This is a genomic window from Chrysiogenes arsenatis DSM 11915 (assembly GCF_000469585.1).
Lineage (GTDB): Bacteria > Chrysiogenota > Chrysiogenetes > Chrysiogenales > Chrysiogenaceae > Chrysiogenes > Chrysiogenes arsenatis.
Genome location: NZ_AWNK01000008.1, coordinates 37303 through 60305, shown reverse-complemented (window position 1 = coordinate 60305; position 23003 = coordinate 37303). Strand labels below are relative to the sequence as shown.

General features: G+C 51.9%; 25 protein-coding genes and 1 tRNA gene. 18 read left to right on the top strand and 8 right to left on the bottom strand.

Annotated elements, in window-relative coordinates; translation table 11 throughout:
* Position 1 precedes the first annotated feature (1 nt).
* Complete coding sequence (locus tag P304_RS0107415) at positions 2-505, top strand: transposase (RefSeq protein ID WP_027390023.1); 504 nt, start codon at positions 2-4, stop codon at positions 503-505.
* Positions 506-812: 307 nt separating this feature from the next.
* The gene (gene uvrB / locus P304_RS0107410) at positions 813-2810 is read left to right on the top strand and encodes an excinuclease ABC subunit UvrB (protein WP_027390022.1); all 1998 of its coding nucleotides are present in this window, start codon (positions 813-815) and stop codon (positions 2808-2810) included.
* Between the two features lie 104 nt (positions 2811-2914).
* On the opposite strand, the gene P304_RS16185 is transcribed toward uvrB, so the two are convergent.
* Together P304_RS16185 and cysS are read right to left on the bottom strand one after the other, a co-directional pair.
* On the bottom strand, positions 2915-5890 hold the full coding sequence (locus tag P304_RS16185) for an ATP-binding protein (protein WP_051321515.1): 2976 nt from the start codon (positions 5888-5890) through the stop codon (positions 2915-2917).
* 55 nt (positions 5891-5945) lie between these two features.
* Entirely contained in the window at positions 5946-7361 is a 1416-nt protein-coding gene (gene cysS, locus P304_RS0107400; RefSeq protein ID WP_027390021.1) for a cysteine--tRNA ligase, read from the bottom strand.
* 167 nt (positions 7362-7528) lie between these two features.
* Here cysS and P304_RS0107395 point away from each other — a divergent pair, with 167 nt between their 5' ends.
* Complete coding sequence (locus tag P304_RS0107395) at positions 7529-8167, top strand: HAD family hydrolase (protein WP_034764688.1); 639 nt, start codon at positions 7529-7531, stop codon at positions 8165-8167.
* Positions 8167-10275, top strand: a complete 2109-nt coding sequence (gene priA, locus P304_RS14590; RefSeq protein WP_051321514.1) for a replication restart helicase PriA — start codon at positions 8167-8169, stop codon at positions 10273-10275. Before P304_RS0107395 ends, priA begins: the two co-directional genes overlap by 1 nt.
* Before the next feature lie 46 nt (positions 10276-10321).
* On the opposite strand, the gene P304_RS0107385 is transcribed toward priA, so the two are convergent.
* Both P304_RS0107385 and P304_RS0107380 read right to left on the bottom strand, forming a co-directional pair.
* Positions 10322-10882 (bottom strand): P-loop nucleotide/nucleoside kinase family protein, encoded by a 561-nt coding sequence (locus P304_RS0107385; protein WP_027390019.1) that lies wholly within the window; start codon positions 10880-10882, stop codon positions 10322-10324.
* A complete protein-coding gene (locus P304_RS0107380; protein WP_027390018.1) occupies positions 10879-11886 on the bottom strand; it encodes a hypothetical protein in 1008 nt (335 codons plus the stop codon). The genes P304_RS0107385 and P304_RS0107380 overlap by 4 nt, the downstream gene beginning before the upstream one ends.
* Before the next feature lie 33 nt (positions 11887-11919).
* Here P304_RS0107380 and P304_RS17460 point away from each other — a divergent pair, with 33 nt between their 5' ends.
* A complete protein-coding gene (locus tag P304_RS17460) occupies positions 11920-12051 on the top strand; it encodes a hypothetical protein (RefSeq protein ID WP_269077603.1) in 132 nt (43 codons plus the stop codon).
* On the opposite strand, the gene P304_RS0107370 is transcribed toward P304_RS17460, so the two are convergent.
* Both P304_RS0107370 and P304_RS0107365 read right to left on the bottom strand, forming a co-directional pair.
* On the bottom strand, positions 12052-12462 hold the full coding sequence (locus P304_RS0107370; RefSeq protein WP_027390017.1) for a hypothetical protein: 411 nt from the start codon (positions 12460-12462) through the stop codon (positions 12052-12054).
* Between the two features lie 76 nt (positions 12463-12538).
* Positions 12539-12808 carry an RNA recognition motif domain-containing protein gene (locus tag P304_RS0107365; protein ID WP_027390016.1) on the bottom strand — a complete coding sequence of 90 codons (270 nt, stop codon included), beginning with the start codon at positions 12806-12808 and terminating at the stop codon, positions 12539-12541.
* Between the two features lie 212 nt (positions 12809-13020).
* Between P304_RS0107365 and P304_RS0107360 the strand changes: the two genes are divergently transcribed.
* The 13 genes from P304_RS0107360 to rimI all read left to right on the top strand — a co-directional run bounded on the left by P304_RS0107360 (position 13021) and on the right by rimI (position 22043).
* A complete protein-coding gene (locus P304_RS0107360; RefSeq protein WP_027390015.1) occupies positions 13021-14016 on the top strand; it encodes an NAD(P)-dependent oxidoreductase in 996 nt (331 codons plus the stop codon).
* Positions 14017-14095: 79 nt separating this feature from the next.
* Entirely contained in the window at positions 14096-15358 is a 1263-nt protein-coding gene (locus P304_RS0107355) for an EAL and HDOD domain-containing protein (RefSeq protein ID WP_027390014.1), read from the top strand.
* Between the two features lie 155 nt (positions 15359-15513).
* Entirely contained in the window at positions 15514-16278 is a 765-nt protein-coding gene (locus P304_RS0107350; RefSeq protein WP_027390013.1) for a motility protein A, read from the top strand.
* Positions 16278-17036, top strand: coding sequence for an OmpA/MotB family protein (locus P304_RS0107345; RefSeq protein WP_027390012.1), 759 nt, complete (start codon positions 16278-16280; stop codon positions 17034-17036). The genes P304_RS0107350 and P304_RS0107345 overlap by 1 nt, the downstream gene beginning before the upstream one ends.
* A gap of 47 nt (positions 17037-17083) precedes the next feature.
* Positions 17084-17590 (top strand): flagellar basal body-associated FliL family protein, encoded by a 507-nt coding sequence (locus tag P304_RS0107340; protein WP_027390011.1) that lies wholly within the window; start codon positions 17084-17086, stop codon positions 17588-17590.
* Entirely contained in the window at positions 17590-17922 is a 333-nt protein-coding gene (fliN, locus tag P304_RS14585) for a flagellar motor switch protein FliN (protein WP_201766930.1), read from the top strand. Before P304_RS0107340 ends, fliN begins: the two co-directional genes overlap by 1 nt.
* Positions 17919-18797: a flagellar biosynthetic protein FliO gene (locus tag P304_RS0107330; RefSeq protein ID WP_027390010.1), complete on the top strand. Its 879-nt coding sequence runs from the start codon at positions 17919-17921 to the stop codon at positions 18795-18797. Before fliN ends, P304_RS0107330 begins: the two co-directional genes overlap by 4 nt.
* Positions 18775-19542, top strand: coding sequence for a flagellar type III secretion system pore protein FliP (gene fliP, locus P304_RS0107325; RefSeq protein ID WP_034764685.1), 768 nt, complete (start codon positions 18775-18777; stop codon positions 19540-19542). Before P304_RS0107330 ends, fliP begins: the two co-directional genes overlap by 23 nt.
* Before the next feature lies 1 nt (position 19543).
* Positions 19544-19813, top strand: a complete 270-nt coding sequence (gene fliQ, locus P304_RS0107320; protein WP_027390008.1) for a flagellar biosynthesis protein FliQ — start codon at positions 19544-19546, stop codon at positions 19811-19813.
* Positions 19814-19819: 6 nt separating this feature from the next.
* Positions 19820-20611, top strand: coding sequence for a flagellar biosynthetic protein FliR (gene fliR, locus P304_RS0107315; RefSeq protein ID WP_027390007.1), 792 nt, complete (start codon positions 19820-19822; stop codon positions 20609-20611).
* A 24-nt stretch (positions 20612-20635) separates the two neighbouring features.
* Entirely contained in the window at positions 20636-20908 is a 273-nt protein-coding gene (locus P304_RS0107310; protein ID WP_027390006.1) for a hypothetical protein, read from the top strand.
* 29 nt (positions 20909-20937) lie between these two features.
* On the top strand, positions 20938-21597 hold the full coding sequence (gene tsaB, locus P304_RS0107305; RefSeq protein WP_027390005.1) for a tRNA (adenosine(37)-N6)-threonylcarbamoyltransferase complex dimerization subunit type 1 TsaB: 660 nt from the start codon (positions 20938-20940) through the stop codon (positions 21595-21597).
* Positions 21594-22043, top strand: a complete 450-nt coding sequence (rimI, locus tag P304_RS0107300; protein ID WP_027390004.1) for a ribosomal protein S18-alanine N-acetyltransferase — start codon at positions 21594-21596, stop codon at positions 22041-22043. Before tsaB ends, rimI begins: the two co-directional genes overlap by 4 nt.
* Before the next feature lie 66 nt (positions 22044-22109).
* Here rimI and P304_RS0107295 read toward each other — a convergent pair.
* Both P304_RS0107295 and P304_RS14580 read right to left on the bottom strand, forming a co-directional pair.
* A tRNA-Asn gene (locus tag P304_RS0107295) sits at positions 22110-22185 on the bottom strand.
* Between the two features lie 131 nt (positions 22186-22316).
* On the bottom strand, positions 22317-22949 hold the full coding sequence (locus P304_RS14580) for an RluA family pseudouridine synthase (protein ID WP_236613317.1): 633 nt from the start codon (positions 22947-22949) through the stop codon (positions 22317-22319).
* Positions 22950-23003 lie beyond the last annotated feature (54 nt).

The following is a 23003-nucleotide window of genomic DNA, read 5'->3' as shown; positions in this document are numbered from 1 at the left end:
CATGGAGGGCAATCGGCGTGTTTCTCTCCGTTTGCAAGGATACGATTACAATCAGACGGGAGCTTATTTCGTAACCATTTGCGTCCAAGAACGAGCGTGTCTGTTCGGCAAAATTGCAGAGGGCACCATGCACCTGAGCGAGGCTGGATGTATGACAGAACGATGGTTTTATGAAATGGAGAAGAAGTTTCCTGACCTTATGGCAGAACAATTTGTCTGTATGCCCAATCATATCCATTTTATAGTCGTAAATCAGCGGGTTCCGTTAAAAGGCGAGAAACCGTTGAGCCTATCGACGGTTGTCCAATGGTATAAGACCATGACCACCAATGAATACATACGCCAAGTAAAATATGGCGGATGGGAACCGTTTCGTCGTAAATTATGGCAACGAAATTATTGGGAACGGATTATCCGCGACGAAGCCGAATACGTGAAAATCGGTGAATATATCGAAAATAATCCTGCGCGATGGAAAGAAGATACATTGTTCGTGTGCGAATAAATGTGGGGGTGAACCTGCGTGTTCGTTCTGATTGATGTGGGCAGACACATAGGTCTGCCCCTACAGCGGATTTGATTTGCGCGCGATGTTTTTGGTTTTCTTGTGGGGGTGAACCTGCGTGTTCGTTCTGATTGATGTGGGCAGACACATAGGTCTGCCCCTACGGTGGATTTGATTTTTACGCGATGTTTTTGGTTTTCTTGTAGGGGCGAACCTGCGTGTTCGTTCTGGTTGATGTGGGCAGACACATAGGTCTGCCCCTACAGCGTGTTCGCCCAGCGGGATTTTTTACAAAAAGGATACATGAATGGATACAACCACAATCCCTTTTCAGGTGGTAGCTCCGTACGAACCGTCTGGTTCGCAGCCGGAGGCGATCGCTACGCTTGTGGCACGCATACGCCAGAAACATCGCCATCAGGTGTTGCTCGGCGTGACCGGTTCGGGGAAAACTTACACCATGGCCAAGGTGGTCGAAGCGCTGCAATGTCCGACTCTCGTCATCGCGCATAATAAAACCCTTGCTGCGCAGCTTTATCAGGAGTTCAAAGAATTTCTGCCGCACAACGCGGTGGAATATTTTGTCAGCTATTATGACTACTATCAGCCAGAAGCGTATATCCCCTCGTCAGATACGTTTATTGAGAAAGATTCCAGTATCAACGAACGAATCGACCGCATGCGCCACAGCGCCACGCGCTCGCTGTTTGAACGGCGCGATATCCTGATCGTCGCTTCGGTGAGCTGCATTTACGGTCTTGGCTCACGCGACTTTTACCAGCAAATGGTGATCCGACTGGAAGTTGGACAAGATATTGATATGGAAGATCTGGCCGATAATCTGATTGAAATTCAGTACGACCGCAACGATCTTGATTTTCGGCGCGGTACGTTTCGGCGGCGTGGCGATATTCTGGAAATCTTCCCTTCTTACGAAGCCGACAGCGCGATTCGCATCGAGTTTTTCGGCGATACTATCGACCGCATTCTGGCAATTGATCCGCTAACGGGGAACCAGCGCGGCGACATGCCATCTATTCGCATCTACCCAAACTCTCACTACGTGGCTGATAAAAGCGTGATTCAGGGCGCCCTCGCCCAGATCAAAAATGATCTCAAGGCGCGCGTGTACCGCTTTCAACAGGAAGGGAAGCTGATTGAAGCGCAGCGCATTGCCGAGCGGGTGAAGTTCGACATCGAAATGATGGAAGAATTTGGCTACTGCAATGGGATCGAAAACTATTCGCGCTACATTGATGGACGCGCCACTGGCGAGCCACCGTGGACACTTCTGAGCTATCTCCCAGAAGATGCACTCGTGTTTATCGACGAATCGCATGTCACCCTGCCGCAAGTGCGCGGGATGTATAACGGCGACCGTAGTCGCAAACAAACGTTGGTCGAATATGGTTTTCGCCTGCCTGCCGCGCTCGATAACCGCCCGCTGAACTTTGATGAATTCAATCAGTTCGCCCCGCAGATTGTTTACGTCTCCGCCACTCCTGCCGACTATGAAATGGCCTTAGCGGGTGCAAATGGCATTGCTGAATTGATCATCCGCCCGACCGGTCTGCTTGATCCGCTGATCGAAGTGCGACCTTCCACGGGGCAGGTCGATAATCTGCTCTTTGAAATCAAAAAAGTGACCGCGCTTGGTGGCCGGGTGTTGGTAACAACGCTGACGATTCGCCTGAGTGAACATCTCAGCTCTTACCTGAGTGAATTAGGGATCAAAGTAAAATACTTGCATTCTAAAATTGACACGCTGGAACGGAGCGAAATTGTCCGTGATTTACGGCTTGGTATCTACGATGTGGTGATTGGGATTAACCTCCTGCGCGAAGGGCTGGATATCCCGGAAGTGCAACTGGTAGCGATTTTGGATGCCGACAAGGAAGGTTTTTTGCGCAGTGAACGCAGTTTGATGCAGACCGCCGGACGGGCAGCACGCAACGTGGATGGCTACGTGATTTTCTACGCCGATAAAATGACGGAAAGTATGCGTAAAGTGATCGAAACAACGACCGCACGGCGCGAGCTGCAACAGGCGTGGAACGCGGCGCATGGCATTACGCCGCAGAGCGTCACTAAGGCCGTTGGCGAAAAACTGGCACCGGAACAGATGGAAGAACGGCAGGAAAAAATCCGCTTTCAGGTGGCCGAAGAGATGGCGCCGTATCAGCTGCGCGAGCATATTGCGAAGCTGGAAACCGAAATGCACCGACTGGCCGAAGCGCTGGAGTTTGAGGAGGCGGCCAAGATTCGTGATGAGGTGCTGCGCCTCAAGAAAAAGCTTGCGGTGTGAGGATCGCTGGAGGGCTGGAGGGAGACCGTGGAGGGCGAACACACCGGTTCGCCCCTACAAAAAACAAATCCAGAAACAGCTCCTGCTTCTTTGTAGGGGCAGACCTATGTGTCTGCCTGATTTTCCAATTCTTGTGCCACTCGCTCTAGCGTGTCCGCCGTTTCCGGTAACAGCGCGGCTACCTGTTGTAATCCTACCAGTGCATCCACTAAATCACCGCGTTCGCGACGCAGGATCGTTTCCGTTTCTCGCGCGGCATCAGAAAGTGAGATGGCACCGAGTGATGCGGCCACCCCTTTGAGGGTATGCACGCCGCGGGTTGCGATTTCCCACTCTCCGCGCTGAAGGGCACGCTTACTGTTTTGCAGAATTTCGGTGGCGTGGGCGCGGAACTTGCGCGCAATACTTACCCACAGGGCGATGTCATTGCCTAGTCGCGCGAGTGCTTCTGGAATCTGAAAACCCTCGGGGATTTCGGCCGTGATGTGCCGCGTGGCAACGTCCGATGGTTGCGCTGGCGTGCTGGCAAGCGTTGTGCCATAGGCCTGAAGTTTTGCTACCAAAGTATCCAGATCGATGGGTTTGGGGATATGGTCATTCATGCCGGCTGCCAGTGCCGCAGTGCGGTCAGATTCCAGTACGTTAGCCGTCATGGCCAAGATCGGCAGGGCAGCGCACGACGCATGAGCACGGATCAGGTGCGTTGCCGTGTATCCATCCATCTCTGGCATTTGAATATCCATTAAAACAACGTCGAATGGTATGCTGGCGCTTGTGGCAAGATTGACCCCTTCGTTGCCATCACTTGCGATGGTGACAATCGCCCCTTCGTGACTCAGAAGTTCGAACGCGACTTCTTGGTTCATGAGGTTATCTTCAACCAAGAGAATGCGCAATCCGTTTAGGCGTTGCCGTTGCAGTGGCACGGAGGGAGATGAAAACTGCTGACTGATGGTTGGCGTTGCGGCACTGGCGGTGGCACTTGGCAGCGTGAGTGTAAAGGAAAAATCACTCCCTTGCCCCTCTTCGCTGGCGGCGTGAAGTTCACCGCCCATGAGGGCGACGATGCGTTGACTGATCGCAAGTCCCAGTCCCGAACCGCCAAAACGTCTGGCGGTTGAGGTTTCTGCCTGAGTAAAGCTTTCGAAAATAGTGGCGAGTTTCGCTGCCGCAATACCTATGCCCGTGTCGCGCACACTAAAGCGGATGGTGTTGCCCGATTCATCGGCTGTGACCAGCAAGGCACTGACGCGCACGGAGCCTTTATTGGTGAATTTCACCGCATTGCCAGTGAGGTTGAGCAACACCTGCTGCAGGCGGAGTGGATCGCCTGCTAGTGTGGCGGGGATGGCGGGATCGATATAATACTCTACGGCGATCTGTTTCTGCTCGGCAAGGTTATGGGTAATAATAGCAAGGTTATGAAACACGTGACTGAGGTGAAAGGGGAGCGATTCGAGCTGGAGTTTTCCCGCTTCAACCCGTGAAAAGTCAAGAATGTCGTTGAGAATTCCAAGCAGTGAACGAGATGCGGAGTTAATCTTGGCGACGTAGTCGCGTTGCTGGCCAGTGAGTGGTGTTTGTTGTAGCAGCGTCAGCAGTCCCAGCACCGCATTCATCGGGGTGCGGATTTCGTGACTCATGTTGGCCAAAAATTCACTCTTCGCACGGCTCGCATGTTCGGCGCGTTCGGTCGCCAGTCGCAATGCTTCACGGGCTTCTTCGCGCTCGGTAACATCTTTGTTGGTGCCGATCAGCTTGTGCGGATGGCCATCACTGCTACAGTGTACCTCGGCTGCCACACGAATTAAGCGTATGGCACCTGTATCCTGACGGCGAATATAGTATTGAGACATATAGCGGCTTCGCTGCTCAATTGCTGCTTGAAAGAGAGCACTTTCCCGTTCGAAATCTTCTGGAAGTAGCGCTGTTTTCCACGTATCAAACGAGACGTTATTGGTTGGGGCAATGCCATAGAGGTCAAACATGGCGCGATCCCAGGTTAATTTATTCGATACTAGGTTGTATTCCCACACGCCAAGCTGAGAAGCTTCCGTCGCGAGCCGGAGCCGTTCGGCGTTTTCACGGTCGCGTCGCAGTGAATCTTGAATCAGGGCGGTGTGAACGCGCAGCCGTTGGTGGTATTGCCATAATCCAAGGAATCCGATCAGCGCGATAAAGCCGAGCAGGCCAACGCGATAGGTAGCTTCACGATACCAAGAGGCGTAAATACTGCTCACGCTGCGCCCTACCGCCACAATAAGTGGTGTGTCCATTTGCAAAGAGGGTGGCTGCACGGTGCGCATGGCAATCATGTATTCTGCATCGCCGGTATCAATAGTACGGCGCTGAAACGTGGCTTCTGATGCGTGTTCGCGATGGAAGTTGAAAATGGAGTTTGAGTCAGCAAACGATTTATACGACTCGGGATATGCGAGGAAAAGTGAGCCGTTTCCGTGTATGACAGCACTCCACATATCATTACTATAAATGATAGAACGCAAAAGAATGCTGAAATAATCAGGATCAAGCGTTGCGCCGACAATACCATTAAAATGTCCTTGGGCGTCTGGTATCATCCGCACAAGGTTCATTCCAAGGACTTGACTGGGGAACGTACTAAAGGGTGGCCCGATAAAAAGGGTTTGCGGATTAGGGTTGTGTTTCGGGAGTTGAAAGTATTCGCGGTAGCTGAAATTTTGCCCTACTACAATCGGCCGGTTTGAAAGTGTTACGGTTCCTTCGCCATCCATTATCAGGAAGGTGCGAATGCCGGGCATGGCGTCGCTCATGGCGTACAGGCGTCGTATCCCAACGGCTTTTCCTTCATCGCCTTGCCAAAGTGGGAGGTCGTTACGGATTCCGGCGAGGGCACGGTTGACTGAGTCGAGCTGACGTATAATGTTTTCGTCAATCACTCGTGCCTGCGTCTCTAGGCGATCCTGTTCTTGTTTTGTCAGCGTTTGGTAGTCGCCGTAGAGTGAAAACGCCACAAATCCACCAAGAATCAGCAAGCCTACGGCAAAGAGCATCCAGTGGAAGCGGTGCACGGCAAGGTATTTTTGGTGTGAGTGATCCATGGCAAGACCTCCTTTCAGGAGCGAGTGCTGGCGTATCCTGTTTCCCCATATGCGGTCAACTTGTCACGTAGCTCCACGTCGTCCCTTCTTTGCTGTCTTTAATTTGAACGCCACCTTGCAAAAGTTGGTCGCGTAGCGCATCAGAGGTAGCAAAATCCTTGGCGGCGCGGGCGGCGTTGCGCTGGGCTATCAGGGCTTCGATTTGAGTTTCGCTGAGTGTGGCTTGCGAGCGGTGGCGGAACCATGCGGTGGCGGGTTGCTGGAAAATACCCAGCACGTTACCGCAGGCTTTAAAGGCCGCCAGCAAAGCGTGTTGCTCGGCGGTGTTCCACGGTGCCAGACGGTTGCCATCGCGCGCGGCGTCGAAAAGGGCGGCGATGGCCAGCGCGGTATTAAAGTCGTCGTCCATCGCGGCTTCAAATGAAGTTTTCAGGGTCGCGAGAGTCGCCTGGAGTTCTGGCCGGACGGCATTGCCACTCGCTGGCTCGTTGGTTTCGCATGCTTCCACAAAGCGGTAGAGCCGCTCTAGCCCGCTTTCGGCAGTGGCAAGGTTGGTGTCGCAGAAGTCAACTGGACTGCGGTAGTGGGTTTGGGCAAGGAAGAAGCGGAGCACTTCGGCATCGCAGCTTTTGAGGATATCGCGGATGGTGAAGAAGTTGCCGAGCGATTTGGACATTTTTTCGTCGTTAATGTTGACAAATCCGTTGTGAATCCAATAGTTGGCGAACGGTGCGTGGTTGGCGCATTCTGACTGCGCGATTTCGTTTTCGTGATGCGGAAAAACGAGATCCTTGCCGCCGCCGTGGATGTCAAAGGTATCGCCCAGGTGTTTTTTCCCCATCGCTGAACATTCGATGTGCCAGCCGGGGCGACCAGCGCCAAAGGGGGCGTCCCACGATGGTTCTCCTTCTTTCGCCCCTTTCCAGAGGACGAAATCAAGCGGCGATTCTTTGAGCGTGTTGACTTCGATGCGCGCACCGCTTTGCAACTCTTCCAGATTTTTCTGACTCAGTTTGCCATATTCGGGAAAGCGGCTGATGCGGAAGTAGACGTCGCCACCGGCTGGGTAGGCGTAGCCTTGGTCGATGAGGTTTTGGATCATGGCGATCATTTCGTCAATGTGCTCGGTCGCTTTTGGCGTAATGGTGGGCGGAGCGACAAAGAGGGAGGCCATGTCGGTGTCGTGTTCCGCAATAAAGCGGGCGGCGAGCGCTTGCCACGGTTCATTATTTTCGAGCGCACGACGGATGATTTTATCGTCAATATCGGTGTAGTTTTTGGCGAACGTTACGGTGTAGCCGCAATATTCAAAGTATTTACGGATAATGTCGAAGGCCACGGCACTGCGGGCGTGTCCAACGTGGCAGTAGTCGTACACGGTGACGCCGCAGACGTACATGCGGACTTGATGAGGGGTAATTGGAGTAAAAAGCTCTTTTTGGCGCGTTTGGGTGTTGTAAATGCGTAGCATGGTACCTCTAGTATGTTGATAGCAATGGCGTGTTTGGAAGTAACCTGAATCATAACGTAGGACGATGGTATTGGGAACATTTTTCATTCGTAACGGGTGTGTCTTCTTTCTTGATTCGCCTTGATGAAACAGAGTATTCTCTGACGAACACACCTCTGGAGAAGCCCATGTCATACGCCTTTTACCTGTTTGATCTTGATGGAACTCTGGTCGATTCGCTTCCCGATCTTACTGACTCGCTCAATTATACTGCGATTAAAATTGATTATCCGAAACGATTTACTATGGAACAGGTGCGCGATTTTGTTGGCGATGGGCTGACGGTGCTGCTGCGTCGGGCGTTCCCAGAATATGCTGATGTGGTGCTCTATTTACGCAAGATTTTTCATGAATACTACGCCGACAATTGTAATGCGCGGACGCTGCTCTATGATGGCGTGCTGGAAACGCTGGAAACGCTGCACGAATCGGGCGTGGCGTTGGCCGTGGTGACCAATAAGCCCGAAGAGTTTACCCATCCAATCTTGCGGCGCAATCACATGCACCACCTTTTTCACCTGATCTACGGTGGCGATACGTTTCGTTTCCGCAAACCAGACCCCGAAATTATCCGTCGTGCCCTCAATAAGGTGAATATCGTTGCGTCAGAATCGCTGATGGTAGGTGATAGTATCAATGATATTCAGGCTGCGGCTGGTGCCGGAGTTGACAGTGTTTTGGTGACTTATGGATACGGCAAGCTGCATGAAATTACGCCATCGCCAACTTTTACGATTGATACCTTTCCGCAGATTCTTACGCTCTGATGCACTACCTTCAGGTGGCTTTAGTTGGCATTGGCGCACCGCTGACCTACACGGCACCGCGCAATCTGTTGCTGGAACGTGGCGCGGTAGTGCGCGTTCCGCTGGGGCGTGGTGAACGGGTGGGTGTGGTGCTTGCCAGCAGCGACACCGCACCGCCGGAATTTGCGACGAAATTAAAAGCCATCCACGAAGCATATCCCCATCTGACGTTGCATCCGGCGCAGGTCGCACTCGCCGAATGGCTCTCCAACTATTATTTGCACGACGTCGCGGGCTATCTGGAAGCCATGATTCCACCACTGCGGCAGACCCTCTTGCCCGAGCGGGTGGCGCTGCATCACATCGGCGCGATTTCCCCTCGCGCCAAAGAGATGAAACGGATTGCCGAACAGATTGCGCAGGGGGCGATCCGCTTTATCGACGAAATCCCGGCCGCTCTGCGGCGCAAAATGGTAGAGCGGGAAATTATCCGCACCGTGCCGCGTGCCGCCGCGCAAACGGCTTACCGGGCGCAAAACTATGCGGCACGCCTGAGCGATGTGCAGCGCACCGCTTGGCAGGCGGCACTGGCGACGGATCGCCCCGTGCTGCTCCACGGCATTACCGGCAGCGGCAAAACCGAAATCTACTTTTCCCTGATGGATACTGTGCTGGCGGAAGGTGGCTCTGTCATCTATCTCGTACCGGAAATCAACCTGACGCCGCTGCTGCGCGATAAGTTGCTAGCGGTTTTTGGCGAGCGGGTAGCGGTGATTCACTCGCAGATTGGCGAGGCGGAGCGCTACCGTTACTTTCTGCAAATGACGACGGGGGAAATTTCGATTGTTGTTGGGGCGCGCAGTGCGCTGTTTGCGCCAATGCCACACCTAAAGTTGATTATTGTCGATGAAGAACACGACAACTCCTATTTTCAGAGCGAATCACCGGTGTATCATGCGCGTGATGCCGCGCTGGTGCGGGGGCAGATCGAAGGGGCGCGGGTTATTTTGGGGTCGGCCACGCCGTCGCTGGAGAGTTACCTGAACGCCGAAAAAGGAAAATATCTTTTGTGCCATTTGGCAACCCGCTTTGCGGGGACGCTGCCGCAGGTCGAAATTATCCCGCCAGTCGCGGCGCGTGAGGCATCGCCGCTGGGGAGTGATATCGAAAAAGATTTGACGCAGACGCTTGCTGGTGGCAAGCAGGCGATTGTGTTTTTGAACCGACGAGGGTTTTCCCCCTACGCTATTTGCCAGCAGTGCCGCACGACGCTGAAATGCCCCCACTGCGATGTCAGCCTGACGTACCACAAAGCGTTGGGAAAAGTGATGTGTCACTATTGCGAATCCTCTTTCGCTCTCGGCCATCCCTGTAGCGAGTGCGGTAGCCGCGAGTTTGTGATGATGGGGATGGGGACAGAGCGGCTGGAAGAATATCTGGAACAGGCGTTCGGTACGTACGGTGTGATTCGGATTGACTCCGACAGTGCCGGAACCCGCACGCGCGCTGAGGCCTTGATCCGTTCCTTTGCGGCGGGTGAAGCGCGGCTTTTGGTGGGAACGCAGATGATTGCCAAGGGGCATCACTTTCCCGATGTTGATATGGTGGTGGTGCTCGGCGTCGATGCACTCGTAAATATTCCCGACTTTCGGGCTGGCGAGCGGGTTTTTCAACTTTTGACGCAAGTTTCCGGTCGCGCCGGACGGCAGGATGGTGCCAATGGTCGTGTTGTGATTCAGAGCGAATACGCTGAACTCCCCGCGATGCAGGCTGTGCTGGCGGCTGATCAGTCCATCTTTTATCAAGCAGAAGTCGATTTTCGGCGCGATTTTGGTTATCCGCCGTTTGGCCGGATGGCGCTACTGGGAATCAGCGGAACGCGCCAAGATGAGGTGCGGCGGGCGATAGAAACACTGGCCGAAGTGGCGCGGGGCAACACGCTGGGCGTTGAAGTGCTGGGGCCAACGCCGTTTATGGTAGAGCAGGTGCGGCAGCGCTATCAGTGGAAAGTGCTCTTTAAAGCCTCGACGCATCGCGCGCTGGCCTTGCTGTTGGATGAACTGCGGGGGAAAACCCTGCCGCGCGCACTTCGGCTGAAAATTGTGGTAGATCCGGTGGGCGTGGGGTGATGAGCTGGCGATTCAGGGAATGATAGACGGGATTTTCGGTATACAATCAGGGGAAAAATTTCTTCAGACTGTGAAACAACGAATCCCAAGAATCAGTAGAATGAAGCAGTATAGACTGCGTTAGTTGGCTCTGTGGTTGCGTCGTATCGACCGCGAAAAAGGATTCATCATCTGTAAAACCTTCCCACGTCAGCCGTTGTGCGAAGTACACCGCGGGGGTGGCTTCGGAAGGGTCGTTTCCTTGAGCGAGTCGTGCAGTAATCCGCGTGAGGCAGACAGCTTCTGGCGCCCAGCAGTGGATCAGTAGATAGGGAATGCCGCTGCGGTAGAGTTGTTCGCGCCACGCGCGGCGGCTGAAGGTGGCGTCGATGATGGCATTGGGCAGGGCGCAGGCTCGCGCAATCAGGGTCGTGTAGGTTTCTTGGGTCAGATCGTTGGTATAGATGCCGCTGCCGAGTGTGCTACGGCTGGAAGCGTCAGGGGCGATTCCAGCAAGTTCTTTGCGGATCACGTCGGAGCGCAGATGTGGCAGGCCGGTATGCGCGGCGATGTGGGCGGCGAGGTAGCTTTTGCCACTACCGGAAAGTCCACAGAAGGCGAGAATCATAACGGCCACGCACGAATGTAGGTGGCGGCCAGTTCGATATAGCGTTGCAGGCGCGTGGCAGCGTGCTGGTAGGCGGTGGTGTCGGCGGCGAGGCTTTGCATTGTCAGGCTTTCCACTTTGGCGCGAACGAGTGCGCGGTACACTTTATAAAATGCAAACAGAGTGGGTGCGGCGGCGGCTTCGTTCAGGTGTTTGGCGCTGTGTTCTTCTAGGACGCGTGCCAGTTCGTGCCAGCCGTGAAAGGCGAGATCCATCGAAAGAAAGGCGAGGTCGCAAATGGGATCGACGCTGCGCAGCGGAATGCTGAACTCGAGTGCGTCGATGGCATGAATGGTGCCGCCAAGCTGGCATAGGTGTTCGAGGCGTAGGTCGCCGTGGCCGTCGACAATTTTCCCTTTGCTGGCACGTTCGTCGAGCGCGGTGGCATAGCGCCGATAGAAAGCATCGGTGGTATCATGCAGGGTTGTGAGCAGGATTTGATCAACTTCGCTTCCGCGGTGTGCGGCAAGAACGTCGAAGTTGGCGCTGGTTTTTGGGAAAAGTTCGGCGGTGGTACCGTAGATGCCAAGCGATGGTGTGGGCGGCAGGGTGCGGTAAAAGGTGGTGAGGCGGCTGGCGACTTGTTCGATCAGCGCTCCCGGCGCAGTCGCGGTGTGCAGGACGTTTTGCAGCAGCGCTTGGTCGGGAATGCGCTCCATGATCACTGCCCACTCGACAATTGGAGCGAGCGGGCTATGCAGGCAAAGTGCGGCACCGTCCCATTGGAGTGGTGTCGCTTCGAGGTAGATGCCGCTGCTCAGGCGTGAATTCAGGGTCACTTCAAGTTGACAGAAGTGTTTGCGCGCTTCCAGCGTTTGGTAGTTCACAAAGCCGAAGTCGACGGGCTTTTTGATTTTGATCACTTTGTCTTGACCGATGAAGACCGATGAGATATGGGTTTGGATGTTGTGCCACTCGGTTTGGCCGAGGAGAGTGCTCTGGGTGATCAATGTGGTGAAGTCCATAACGCCCCCCTTTTTGTTGTGTTGGATGTGCGAATGAAATTAGGTATTTTGGTTTTTCTTATTGCGCTGTGGATGTTGTATCCGCGCAAGTATCCGTTACGAACGATGTTCCGTGTTGCGATTGCGCTCTTTATTGTCATTTCGCTGATCACTATGTACAAGTAATTAGCTCAAAAAATCCATCCGTTTGCGATGCCACAGTGAGTAGTGGCGGACGTTGCCGGGGGCGTGCGAGATAAACACCGATGCAAGGAAAATGGCTCCGAGAAACCAGAGTGGTGCGGGATACCACGGGTGAAGGAACGAGAGAAATGCGACCTTGATCACAATCAGATGGCAGCGAATTTGTACAAGATATGAACCATTAGTCCAGATTTCCAGCCCCATCAAGGCGAATCCGCTGACGATGCAGAGTTGGTGAAACCAGTACCACGATTCATACGGTACTTCGTAGAGGTAAGCGCCAACGGATATCGCTACTGTCCAGAGGTGAAGGGCGCGGAAGAACATTCGTGCATAGTGCTGTCCGTAAAAAGTGCGATTATGGGTCGGGAAAAGAAGGGCTTTCCATTGCATGAATTGACTCCATCATAACGTAAATAAAAAAGCCCTGAGGGAAATCCCTCAGGGCTTTGGTTAGTGCGTTAGCAGCTTACCAGTTGTTGCGACGTGGACGTGGCTCACGCTCACGAGCTTCGTTTACTTTGAGTGCGCGGCCACCGAAGTTAGCGCCATCAAGTGCAGCAACGGCATTCTTAGCATCGTCATCTTCCATTTCGACAAAACCAAAACCGCGCGGACGGCCAGTTTCGCGATCGCTGATTAACTTAACAGAGAGTACTTCGCCAAATTCTGCAAACAGTTCACGAATGTCTTCTTCATACGCGCTAAAAGGCAAGTTTCCAACATAAATAGACTTCATAAAACATCGTCTCCTAAAAAAAATTCCCGCGCTGATCTTTCGTCTTGAACTGTCTACAAAGGCAGACCGATCTGAAAAGGCTGAGCATCGGATTGCTGGTATGTAGCAGATAAAAAATAGAATGTCACTAGAATAAATTCACTTTCCAAAAAAAATTCCATGCTTTATGACTGTTTTTACTAAATATTTTGCACGACTTACGAGGTATGAACATGTTCGATGTATACTTTTACGAAGCATTTGCAGAAGAGGAATCTGCCCTGCATTCTTTTTTGCCAGATACGATCTGCGCGGGTTTTACGGCGGCGACGCCGCAGGAAATTGGTCACGCGGTGGCTCCGGCGGCGCTTATCAGTGTACGCACTCAGTCGCAGATTCCGCTTGGGTGGGCACAAGGGCTACAGGGCATTTTGACCCGCTCTACGGGGTATGATCATGTCTTGCGCTATCGTCAGGAGAGTGGTGTGGCAGTGCCAGCTGGCTATTTGCCGCTTTATTGCCATCGTGCGGTGGCGGAGCAGGCGATGCTGTTGTGGATGGCGCTGTTGCGTCTTTTGCCACGCCAGCAAGCGCAGTTCCATACGTTTTACCGTGATGGGTTGACGGGGCGTGAAACTGCGGGAAAAACGTTGGCCGTGTTCGGGGTAGGCAATATCGGGTACGAAGTGCTCAGGATTGGTCGTGGGCTGGATATGCGGGTGCTGGGGGTTGATATTGTACAGCGGCACGACGATGTGGAGTATGTCGCGCCGGAGTATGCGGCGGCGCAGGCGGATATTCTGGTTTGTGCTATGAATCTGACTCAAGAGAATCAGGGGTATTTTTCTGATGATTTTTGGCGCCAGTGCCGACCGGGAGCCGTTTTTGTCAATATTTCTCGCGGCGAATTATCGCCACCGGCGGCTTTATTGGCAGCGCATGAACGTGGAATCCTCGGTGGTATAGCGCTTGATGTGTACGATGCCGAAAGTGCTTTGGCGGGTTGTCTGCGGGGCGGGAAGGTGTCGACGGATGCGTCGGTTGTGGCAACGTTGGCTTTGCAAAAGCGACAACAGGTTATTTTTACGCCGCATAATGCGTTCAATACCGAAGAGTCAGTGGTGCGTAAGTCGTCCCAAAGCATTGAACAGGTGCGGGCATTTTTCGAGCGTGGTGCATTTTTGTGGCCGGTGCCGAATGGGGAATCAAAAAATATACTATCTCACTGAGAAGGATTTCTGGTATTGTCGGCGCGATTGTAATGCGTGTTTTGCGAAAATATAGCGCACTGAGAAGGACGTCAAACACATGGATGATCACCTTTACCTTGGTATTCAGCAAATCGTAGACCGGCAACAGGATGTGTATGGCTATGAGTTGCTGTTTCGCTCGACCGAAAACAATGCTGCCGGTGAAATCTGGGACGACTTGGCCGCTACGGCGCGTGTGCTGGTCAACTCCATTGTTAACCTGGGTATGCAGGAAACGATTGGCGATAAAGTCGGGTTTATCAACGTCAATCACGAGGTGCTGGCTGAGGGTTGTGTCGAAATTCTCCCCCACGATCAGTTTATCCTCGAAATTTTGGAAAATACGCCGATGACGTCCATGACGGCAGATTTAGTGCGGCAGTATGCTGATGCTGGCTTTAGCTTTGCGCTCGACGATTGTATTCTAGAAGATGATTTCCACGAGCGATTCGCTCCGGTGATGGGTCATCTTTCGATTATTAAAGTTGATGTGCGAAAAAACACGCGCGAACAGTTGATAGCAGGGATTCCCAAACTAAAAACGCTCGGCTTTAAAGTTCTTGCCGAAAAAATAGAGACGCACGAAGAGTTTGATTTTTGCGCGGGGCTGGGGTGTGACTACTTCCAGGGATATTTTATTGCCCGTCCTACCGTTTTGCAGGCTGGGGGCATTGAGCCGGCAAAGCTGGATCTGATTCGTATTCTTAAAGAACTTGCGGAGGATATTGATATCCGCAAGCTGGAAAAGTTTTTTGTGACCAGTCCAGAACTTAATTATAGCCTTTTGCGTTTTATCAACTCAGCGGTATTTTCCATTCGCCAGAATATTTCATCGATTCGGCAAGCGCTCGCTTTGATTGGCCGTAAGCAACTCGCCAGTTGGCTGATGCTTATGTTGCATGCGGGGCCGAAAAAGCTCTACAAAGATGTGCATCCGGTGCTTCAGATTTGCCTGATGCGTGCGCGTTGTATGGAGCTTCTGGCAGGCAATATCTCCGGTAAGAGGTTGCCGGGTGTTGCCGAAAAGGCGTTTTTTGCGGGATTCCTTTCGTTGGCCGATGTTATTTTGGGGCATTCACTCGAAAAAATCTTTCAGTCTATCTCGATTGATAAAGAAATCGAATCGGCAGTGCTCAAGCGGGACGGGGTTATCGGGAAGCTGCTTGATCTGAATGAGGCACTAGAAGAAGAGCGGCTTGATGTTGTGCGCACGTTGAGTGCCGATCTTGGGCTAAACCCTGAAGCGATTAACCGCGTGCAACTCGAAAGTTTTATTTGGGCGCGTAACCTGCAGCAAAATGCGAGCAAACCGCGCATGTAGTTTTTCTGTCATTTTTGCTCTTTGTCCTGAACAATAACGTGTCGCTTTCGCTGGGATTTGTACAAAACGGTATTCTGATTGACGATAGACGGGTTCTTTGCTAAAAAATCGCTTGAACAATTTTGTAAGCCTGTTCAGTACACGGGAGGGAATCTGTGGATATAGCAACGCTCGTAGGGCTTGTGGTCGCGTACGCACTCGTTATTATGGCGATGGTGCTTGGTGGCCGGATAGGAATTTACATTGATATCCCTTCAGTGTTGATTGTTTTTGGCGGGACAATGGGCGTGACGTTGATGGCCTATCCGCTGGCGCAAGTAACGAGCGTGATGTCGGTTATTAAAAACTCTTTTTTCTATAAGGGTGAAGATCCTTCAGCCGTCATTGCGCGGATGGTTGATTTCGCCACGCGCGCCCGTCGCGATGGGATTTTGGCGCTGGAAACGGCTGCTGAGGAAGTAGAAGATAATTTCCTGAAAAACGGGATTAAGCTCGCAGTTGATGGAACTGACCCTGAATTGGTGAATACTATCCTTGAAACGGAACTCGAATATATTGCCAGCCGTCACAAGTCAGGTGTTGGCATACTGGAGTGTATGGGAACGTACGCTCCAGCGATGGGGATGATTGGGACGCTTGTTGGGCTGGTTGCGATGCTGCAGTCGATGGATGACCCATCGTCTATCGGGCCGTCCATGGCGGTTGCTCTTTTAACGACGATGTACGGTGCGATGCTTGCCAATATGTTTGCCCTGCCGCTAGCGGGGAAGTTGAAAGAACGGACAGGCGAAGAAGCGTTGATTAAAACAATTGTTATTAACGGTATTATGTCGATTCAGGCGGGTGACAACCCGCGAATTGTGGAACAGAAGCTCAACTCCTACCTTGCTCCGGCACAACGAAAGAGTCAGTTTGAATAATGGGAAAAAAGAAGTGCAAATGTCCCGAATGCGTCCCTGGTGCTCCCGCATGGCTTGCGACGTTTGGCGATCTTATGAGTCTCTTACTCTGCTTTTTCGTACTCCTGCTTTCTATGGCGACACTGGATAAAATTAAAATCGTGGAATCGCTTGGCTCCCTGAAGTCAGCCCTTGGCGTACTTGAGGCAGGGCGAAATACCGAAGTTTCCAAACAACCCATCATCGTAACAGCCATGATTCAGGATATTGAAGAAATTGAGATGGAAGAAACCATCAACGCCATTAAAGAGTTGGCTGAAGTGACTGGCTTGCAGGATGAACTTCAGGTTGAAAAGGATATGGAAAACGAAGGGGTAAAAGTTACCCTTGCCGAAGGGCTACTGTTCGATCGCGGCAGTGCCGATCTCAAACCGGCGGCATTCCCCGTGCTTGATCGCCTTGCGGGGATTATTAATAATTCCAAACGGAAAATTCGCGTAGAAGGGCACACTGACAACGTGCAGGTGCGTTCGACCTATGCGTCTAACTGGGAACTTTCGACGGCGCGTGGCGTGAATGTCGTGAAGTATTTTGTTCAGGGGCGCAATTTAGATCCGCGTCTCTTTAGTGCCGCGGGATATGGCGAGTTCAAGCCCGCAGTACCGAATATCACCGAAGCGAATCGAACCAAAAATCGGCGCGTTGAGGTCTATTTTCTGGGTTCTGATCGCAAAGATGCCGACGATGTGCGGCAGTTGCGCCAACTTTTGGATCAATAATATCCGTAATTCGGCACGCCGATAGTAAACACAAGGAGGATTCTGTCATGGCAGACGAAGAAAAAGAGGAAAAAGAAGGCGGAGAGAAGCCGAAAAAATCGAAAAAAATGCTCATCATCATTATTGTTGTCGTGCTATTGCTTGTGGGTGGTGGAGCTGCGGCCTATTTCTTTCTGTTTTCGAGTAAGCCTGCGCCAGAAGAGGATCCTGCAGCGGCACTCAGAAAGACGGTACCAACAGAGTCAATGGAGATTGGCCAAACATTTCCTATTGACACGTTTATTGTCAACTTGGCCAACCCGCTTGGGAAGCGTTACTTAAAGGTAACGATGCAGATGGAGCTTGATAATCCAAAGATGACAGCGGAGCTAGACCGGCGGATGCCGCAGTTGCGCGATGCTATTCTGACGATTCTATCGAGTAAAACCTATGAAGATATCTCGACTTCGCAGGGGAAGCTTCGTCTGCGTTCGGAAATCGTTGCTCGGGTCAATGCGTTTTTGACAAGCGGTAGTATTCGCCGCGTCTATTTTACCGAATTTGTGGTGCAGTAGTGGCCGTACCCCGCAAGTCATTTCAGCTTTCTCAGCAGGAAAACGAAGAGGTTGCCCGTAAGTTACAGTGGTACGGCGACATCCGTTTTGCTCTTGATGTAGAGCTTGGGCGGCGTTCGCTGAGTTTGCGTGAGATTCTTGACCTTAAAGAAGGCTCGATCGTCGAGTTGCGAAAAACGGCGGGCGAATCGGTGGATGTGATGGTAAATCACCGCTTGCTGGCAACCGCTGAAGTGGTGGTTATTGAAGATAACTTTGCTATTCGTGTCACCGACATTATTGACGATGATTTGATTCTCGAAAAACTCCTTGAAGGAGCTTACCGCGCATGAGTCAGCACCGCTTCTTTGGGTTGTGGTGGTTGCTGTTGCTGTGTTGCTTGATCCCTTCTTGGGTATTGGCCGATGTTGTCGGAGTAAAGTACACGCGCGAACAGGATATTTCCCAAGTGTGGCTTGAGGTTGATGGAGCAATTGGGAACTACACGGCGCAACAAGATGCACATACGCAGACAGTGGAAATTCATCTTGAGTCTCATCGACGTGCGGCGGTGCTCGGCGCGCGTTATGAAGTCGATGATATTTTCTTTTCGGCACTTACCTTTGCCGATGACCCCGCTGGTGGTGTGCGTGTCACCCTCGCTCTCAAGCGTTCGCTTGATCAGGTGAGCGTTGCCATCAGTCCACTGGCCAGCAGTCAGGCACTTGAAATCCGCATGGCTCCTTTGAGTGCCAATCAGGTGAGTGATTATCTTCCGTTGGCAGCGCCGAACGAAGAACTTGCCCTCTTTGAGGGGAGTTGGCGGATGTTCGCGGCGCTCGGGATTGTCTTACTGCTCTTTGCCGGGCTGACGCTTTTTCTGCGTAAGCTCGGGCAAGCAGGCTCACCGCTGGCCATGTCGGGGATTCGGGTCGTTGGTCGCACTCCGGTCGGAAATAAGAAAAATCTCCTTATTATCGAAATGTTTGATCGCTATATGGTTTTTCTGGAATGGGATACTGGTGCGTGCCTCGTTCGTGAAGTGAGCGACGAAAAAGAGCTGGCGCAAATTCAGCACTATGAGCAGCGTGTGCACGTCAACTTCTCTTCTTACTTACGCAAAGCGGTTACGCGCAATAACCCCAGTGGTGTTGCAGAGATGATTCGGCAGCGGATGGATGGCATACGCAGTACGACTGATAAGGATGACCGCCGTGGTACTCTGTAGGCTTGTTTTCGCTGGGCTGCTGCTGTTCTTTGTGCCACTGGTGGCTTTTGCGGTTGACCCTGTACCACTGCCGGTCATCAACTTTGGGATCGAATCGTCGTCTGATCCTGATCGTGTTTCGGTGACATTACAAATCCTTCTCATGCTGACGATCCTGACGCTGGCACCGGCGATTTTGATGCTCATGACGTCATTTGTCCGTATTATTATTGTGCTTGGGTTTTTACGCCAGGCGTTGGGGACGATGCAGCAGCCACCAAACCAGATTATCGTTGGCATGGCGCTTTTTTTGACATTTTATATTATGACGCCAACATTTACGGAAGTAAATCGCGTGGCGCTGCAACCGTATCTGGCGAATGAAATTACGACTCAGCAAGCGCTGGAAAATGCCTCCAAGCCGATGAGCGAATTCATGCTCAAGCATACGCGCGAAAAAGATTTAGCGCTGTTTGTGCATTTTAGTGGCGCGGAACGACCTCGCAATAAGAGCGAAGTTGATTTCTTTACGATTGTTCCAGCGTTTGTGATCAGCGAACTGAAAACCGCGTTTGAAATGGGATTTATGATTTTTATCCCTTTCTTGATTATCGACATGGTCGTAGCGAGTACGCTGATGAGTATGGGGATGATGATGCTCCCTCCCGCGATGATTTCGTTGCCATTCAAACTGATTTTATTTGTACTGGTTGATGGGTGGAATCTGGTAATGTCGAGCATTGTACGCAGCTTTGTGGAGCGATGACATGAGTCCAGAGTACGTAACCGATTTACTGATCCACTCCCTCACGCTTGCGCTGCTCATTGCCTCGCCAATGTTGGTTTTAGGATTGGTTACCGGGGTAATTATCTCTATCTTTCAGGCGGCTACACAGATTCAGGAAATGACCCTGACGTTTATCCCAAAGATTGTTGTCGTTATTCTCGGTCTGGCGTATGCGTTGCCGTGGATGATCAATATGCTGACGGCATTTACTATTACCCACTACACGAACATCCCAGATCTCATAAGGTAACGCCGCTTGTTCGATCCCGCCCTGCTGAGTATTGAAGAGATTTATATCTTTGTGCTGGCTCTGATTCGCACGTTTGCGCTTTTGGCCGCGGTGCCGGTTATTGGGAGCGAGCAAGTGCCCGCAACGGTCAAAACAGGATTAAGCCTGTTGCTGGTCATTCTGACGTTCAGTTCCATTCCACGGGAAAGTGTGGTGATTGCGCCGGATCTCCTGACGTTGTTATTTATCATTTTGAAAGAAGTGTTGCTGGGCGCTGCGATAGGTTTTGCGGGTCGTTTTGTTTTCGCTATTGTGATGTTTGCGGGGCATATTATCGGTTTTCAGGTCGGGCTGAGTATGTCGAACGTGCTTGATCCCACGACGAATATTCAGGTGCCTATCATTGGTCAGATACTCAATATCTTTGCTATGATACTTTTTCTGGAGTTCAATGCGCACCATTGGGTGCTCTTTGGCTTGTTTGAAAGCTACCGCACCTTACCATTGGGGGAGCTTTCCCTTGAGAGGCTCGGGCCGCTTAGCATAGTTTTTGGCGAACTGGTGCGACAGATTTTTGTGCTTGGATTTCAGATTTCTGCACCGATTATGGTGATTATTATGATCAAGCATGCGACGATGGGGATTATCGGGAAGATGGCACCGCAAATCAACCTGTTGACGGTGGGGATTCCGATCCAGATTTTCCTGGGTATTGTGGTGTTGGTAATTCTTTTGCCATCCATACGATATTTTTTAGAGGCTGTTTTTGGCCGTTATCACGATGTTATTGCAACTATTATGCGGCTTTTTGCCCCGTAGTGTCCCTATGTAAGGAGAAAAAATATGGATCCATCGGTTGATATGTCTCGTTATGCCAGTACGGTCGAGTATATTTTGCTTGGCTATCTTGTTATTGCGCTCATTTGTGCCCTGCTTATGCTGGTCTATGCGCTGAAAAAAAAGCAGGTGAGCAGTGGTATGGCGTGCGTTTTTGCGATTACCAGCGGTGCGTTCTGGCCTATGACGCTGTTTCTTGTGATCCGTAAGTATTTTTTTGGCAAAGACATTCCTCAACAGCCGGTGTATCGCAAGCCGTGGGAACGCTTTGGGAAGTGATGGCAAAACGTTTTTAGAAGGTGAAATACGTGTTACTTGTGCTTGATACCTCTGGAGGATCATTTTCAGCAGGGATTTTGGGTGGTGATGGTGCGCCCTACGCGGCGCTTGAAGTGCATGGCGGGCAAACGCATTCCCTGTTGCTCCCATCAGCGATAGATGCTTTGCTGGAAACGCTGGAGTGCCAACAGGCAGCGCTTCGCGGTATCGTGTTTGTGAATGGCCCGGGGAGTTTTACGGGATTGCGAGTAGGTGGTTCGTTTGTTAAGGGGTTGGCGTTCAACTCTCCATTGAAAATCTACTGCATTTCCCGTTTGGCAGCGCTATTGTTTGCCTATCGGGATTTTCCGCTTCCGTTGCTCGTGTTGAGTGATGCCAGAAAAGGGGAACTTCACTGTCGTGGCTTGAATATTCCTGAACTGGAAAATGATTGTCTCCTTTCGCCTGAAGCGGTACTGGGAAAAATCCCGACGGACACCTACGTGCTTGGCGAGATCCCAGAGCGGTATCGCGATACCTTTACGCAGGCCAAAAGAGTAAAATACCTTCCGTTGCCACCACTTGGTTTTTGGGCTGGTCGATGCATACAGCTCACGCCAGACTATCCAGAAACACCGCTCAGCCACATTGAGCTGTTGTATATGCGCAAGTCTGAAGCGGAAGTAGCACGGGAAGAGAGGGGAAAATGAGTTCGCTACGCGTGGGATTGGTCAAGCGCGAACATCTCCCTGCTGTTGTAAGTATTGAAACAGCACGCTTTTCTCACCCATGGAGTCTTGAAGCATTTGTTGGTGAATGGGAAAAGTCGGTGACGTACGCCCCCGGCGTATTTGTGGGCGAAGAGCTGATTGCATATGCTTTTGTCTCGCTGATTGCCCCTGAAGCCGAACTGAATAACATTGCGGTGCATCCGTCGTACAGCCGTATGGGTGTTGCGAGTCTCTTGATGAACCACATTCGTGAAGTGTGCTGTCGTCGTGGTATTCATAGGCTATTGCTCGATGTAAACGTCAACAATAAAGCTGCGTTGGCGCTGTACCGCCGTTGTGGGTTTACAGACGATGGTGTGCGCAAAAAGTACTACCGAGATGGTGGGGATGCGCAGTTGATGAGCTGGGAGTTTGACGGGGAGTGACGCAGTTGCCAGTGAGGGAATACAAAAAAGCGGTTCACCGTTTCCGGTCAACCGCTTGCTTTGTAATGGCTCCCCGGGCCGGATTCGAACCAGCGACAGGGTGATTAACAGTCACCTGCTCTACCGACTGAGCTACCAGGGAATATCGCTTTTCGCTTGGCGCTCATGGCGCTAGAAAAGCAACGGGGGGATTTTTAGCAAACTTCGAGAAGCGCGTCAATGCCTATTTTCTTTTTGATGAAAATATCTTGATTTTTACTTCGAGCAACAGGCTTACGGCAAGTGGAGCTGGAGCTCTGGTGGAAGGGTCACGTTGATAGGTTGTTTCGTGGTTGGATGCGTGAACATGAGCTGCCACGCGCAGAGTGCAATAGAACGATCCGCGCACGGTTGTGGTGCGCCGTAGCGCAGATCGCCCACGATGGGGTGCCCAATAGCGGCCAGTTGGCAGCGGATTTGATGCTTTCGCCCCGTGTGGAGTTCAATGTGAAGTAGGCTTTGTGTCTGGTTGGTTGCCATCGTGGTGTAATGCAGGCTGGCGGGTTTGCCTTGTGCGGCAACTTTTGTGTGGCTGTCGGTGGAAAGTAACGTATGGTGCAACGTGGCTGACGGGGGACTCGGGTGGCCGAGCACGATAGCTTGGTATTGCTTGGAAATATGGCGGAGCCGGATTTGTTCGCAGAGGCGGCTGGCTCCTTTGGATGTTTTGGCGAACAGGACAACACCAGAGACAGGGCGGTCGAGCCGTTGCACGATCCCAACAAAGGCATCGCCTTGTTTTTGATAGGTGTGCTTGAGGTAGTTTTTGACGATATCGTACAGCGACAGATCGTGCGTTTGATCCGGTTGTAGCGGGATGCCGCTGGGTTTATAGACGACGATCGTATGATTGTCTTCGTGGAGCACAGTGGGCAATGGGAGCTGGTGCATTTCTTTTCCTTGACGTATTCCCCCGGAGGT

Excerpts from the sequence above, each read along its gene's own strand:
- P304_RS0107415 (WP_027390023.1), top strand. The coding sequence starts at position 2 with ATGGAGGGCAATCGGCGTGTTTCTCTCCGTTTGCAAGGATACGATTAC.
- uvrB (WP_027390022.1), top strand. The coding sequence starts at position 813 with ATGGATACAACCACAATCCCTTTTCAGGTGGTAGCTCCGTACGAACCG.
- P304_RS16185 (WP_051321515.1), bottom strand. The coding sequence starts at position 5,890 with ATGGATCACTCACACCAAAAATACCTTGCCGTGCACCGCTTCCACTGG.
- cysS (WP_027390021.1), bottom strand. The coding sequence starts at position 7,361 with ATGCTACGCATTTACAACACCCAAACGCGCCAAAAAGAGCTTTTTACT.
- P304_RS0107395 (WP_034764688.1), top strand. The coding sequence starts at position 7,529 with ATGTCATACGCCTTTTACCTGTTTGATCTTGATGGAACTCTGGTCGAT.
- priA (WP_051321514.1), top strand. The coding sequence starts at position 8,167 with ATGCACTACCTTCAGGTGGCTTTAGTTGGCATTGGCGCACCGCTGACC.
- P304_RS0107385 (WP_027390019.1), bottom strand. The coding sequence starts at position 10,882 with ATGATTCTCGCCTTCTGTGGACTTTCCGGTAGTGGCAAAAGCTACCTC.
- P304_RS0107380 (WP_027390018.1), bottom strand. The coding sequence starts at position 11,886 with ATGGACTTCACCACATTGATCACCCAGAGCACTCTCCTCGGCCAAACC.
- P304_RS17460 (WP_269077603.1), top strand. The coding sequence starts at position 11,920 with ATGAAATTAGGTATTTTGGTTTTTCTTATTGCGCTGTGGATGTTGTAT.
- P304_RS0107370 (WP_027390017.1), bottom strand. The coding sequence starts at position 12,462 with ATGCAATGGAAAGCCCTTCTTTTCCCGACCCATAATCGCACTTTTTAC.
- P304_RS0107365 (WP_027390016.1), bottom strand. The coding sequence starts at position 12,808 with ATGAAGTCTATTTATGTTGGAAACTTGCCTTTTAGCGCGTATGAAGAA.
- P304_RS0107360 (WP_027390015.1), top strand. The coding sequence starts at position 13,021 with ATGTTCGATGTATACTTTTACGAAGCATTTGCAGAAGAGGAATCTGCC.
- P304_RS0107355 (WP_027390014.1), top strand. The coding sequence starts at position 14,096 with ATGGATGATCACCTTTACCTTGGTATTCAGCAAATCGTAGACCGGCAA.
- P304_RS0107345 (WP_027390012.1), top strand. The coding sequence starts at position 16,278 with ATGGGAAAAAAGAAGTGCAAATGTCCCGAATGCGTCCCTGGTGCTCCC.
- P304_RS0107340 (WP_027390011.1), top strand. The coding sequence starts at position 17,084 with ATGGCAGACGAAGAAAAAGAGGAAAAAGAAGGCGGAGAGAAGCCGAAA.
- P304_RS0107330 (WP_027390010.1), top strand. The coding sequence starts at position 17,919 with ATGAGTCAGCACCGCTTCTTTGGGTTGTGGTGGTTGCTGTTGCTGTGT.
- fliP (WP_034764685.1), top strand. The coding sequence starts at position 18,775 with ATGACCGCCGTGGTACTCTGTAGGCTTGTTTTCGCTGGGCTGCTGCTG.
- fliQ (WP_027390008.1), top strand. The coding sequence starts at position 19,544 with ATGAGTCCAGAGTACGTAACCGATTTACTGATCCACTCCCTCACGCTT.
- P304_RS0107310 (WP_027390006.1), top strand. The coding sequence starts at position 20,636 with ATGGATCCATCGGTTGATATGTCTCGTTATGCCAGTACGGTCGAGTAT.
- rimI (WP_027390004.1), top strand. The coding sequence starts at position 21,594 with ATGAGTTCGCTACGCGTGGGATTGGTCAAGCGCGAACATCTCCCTGCT.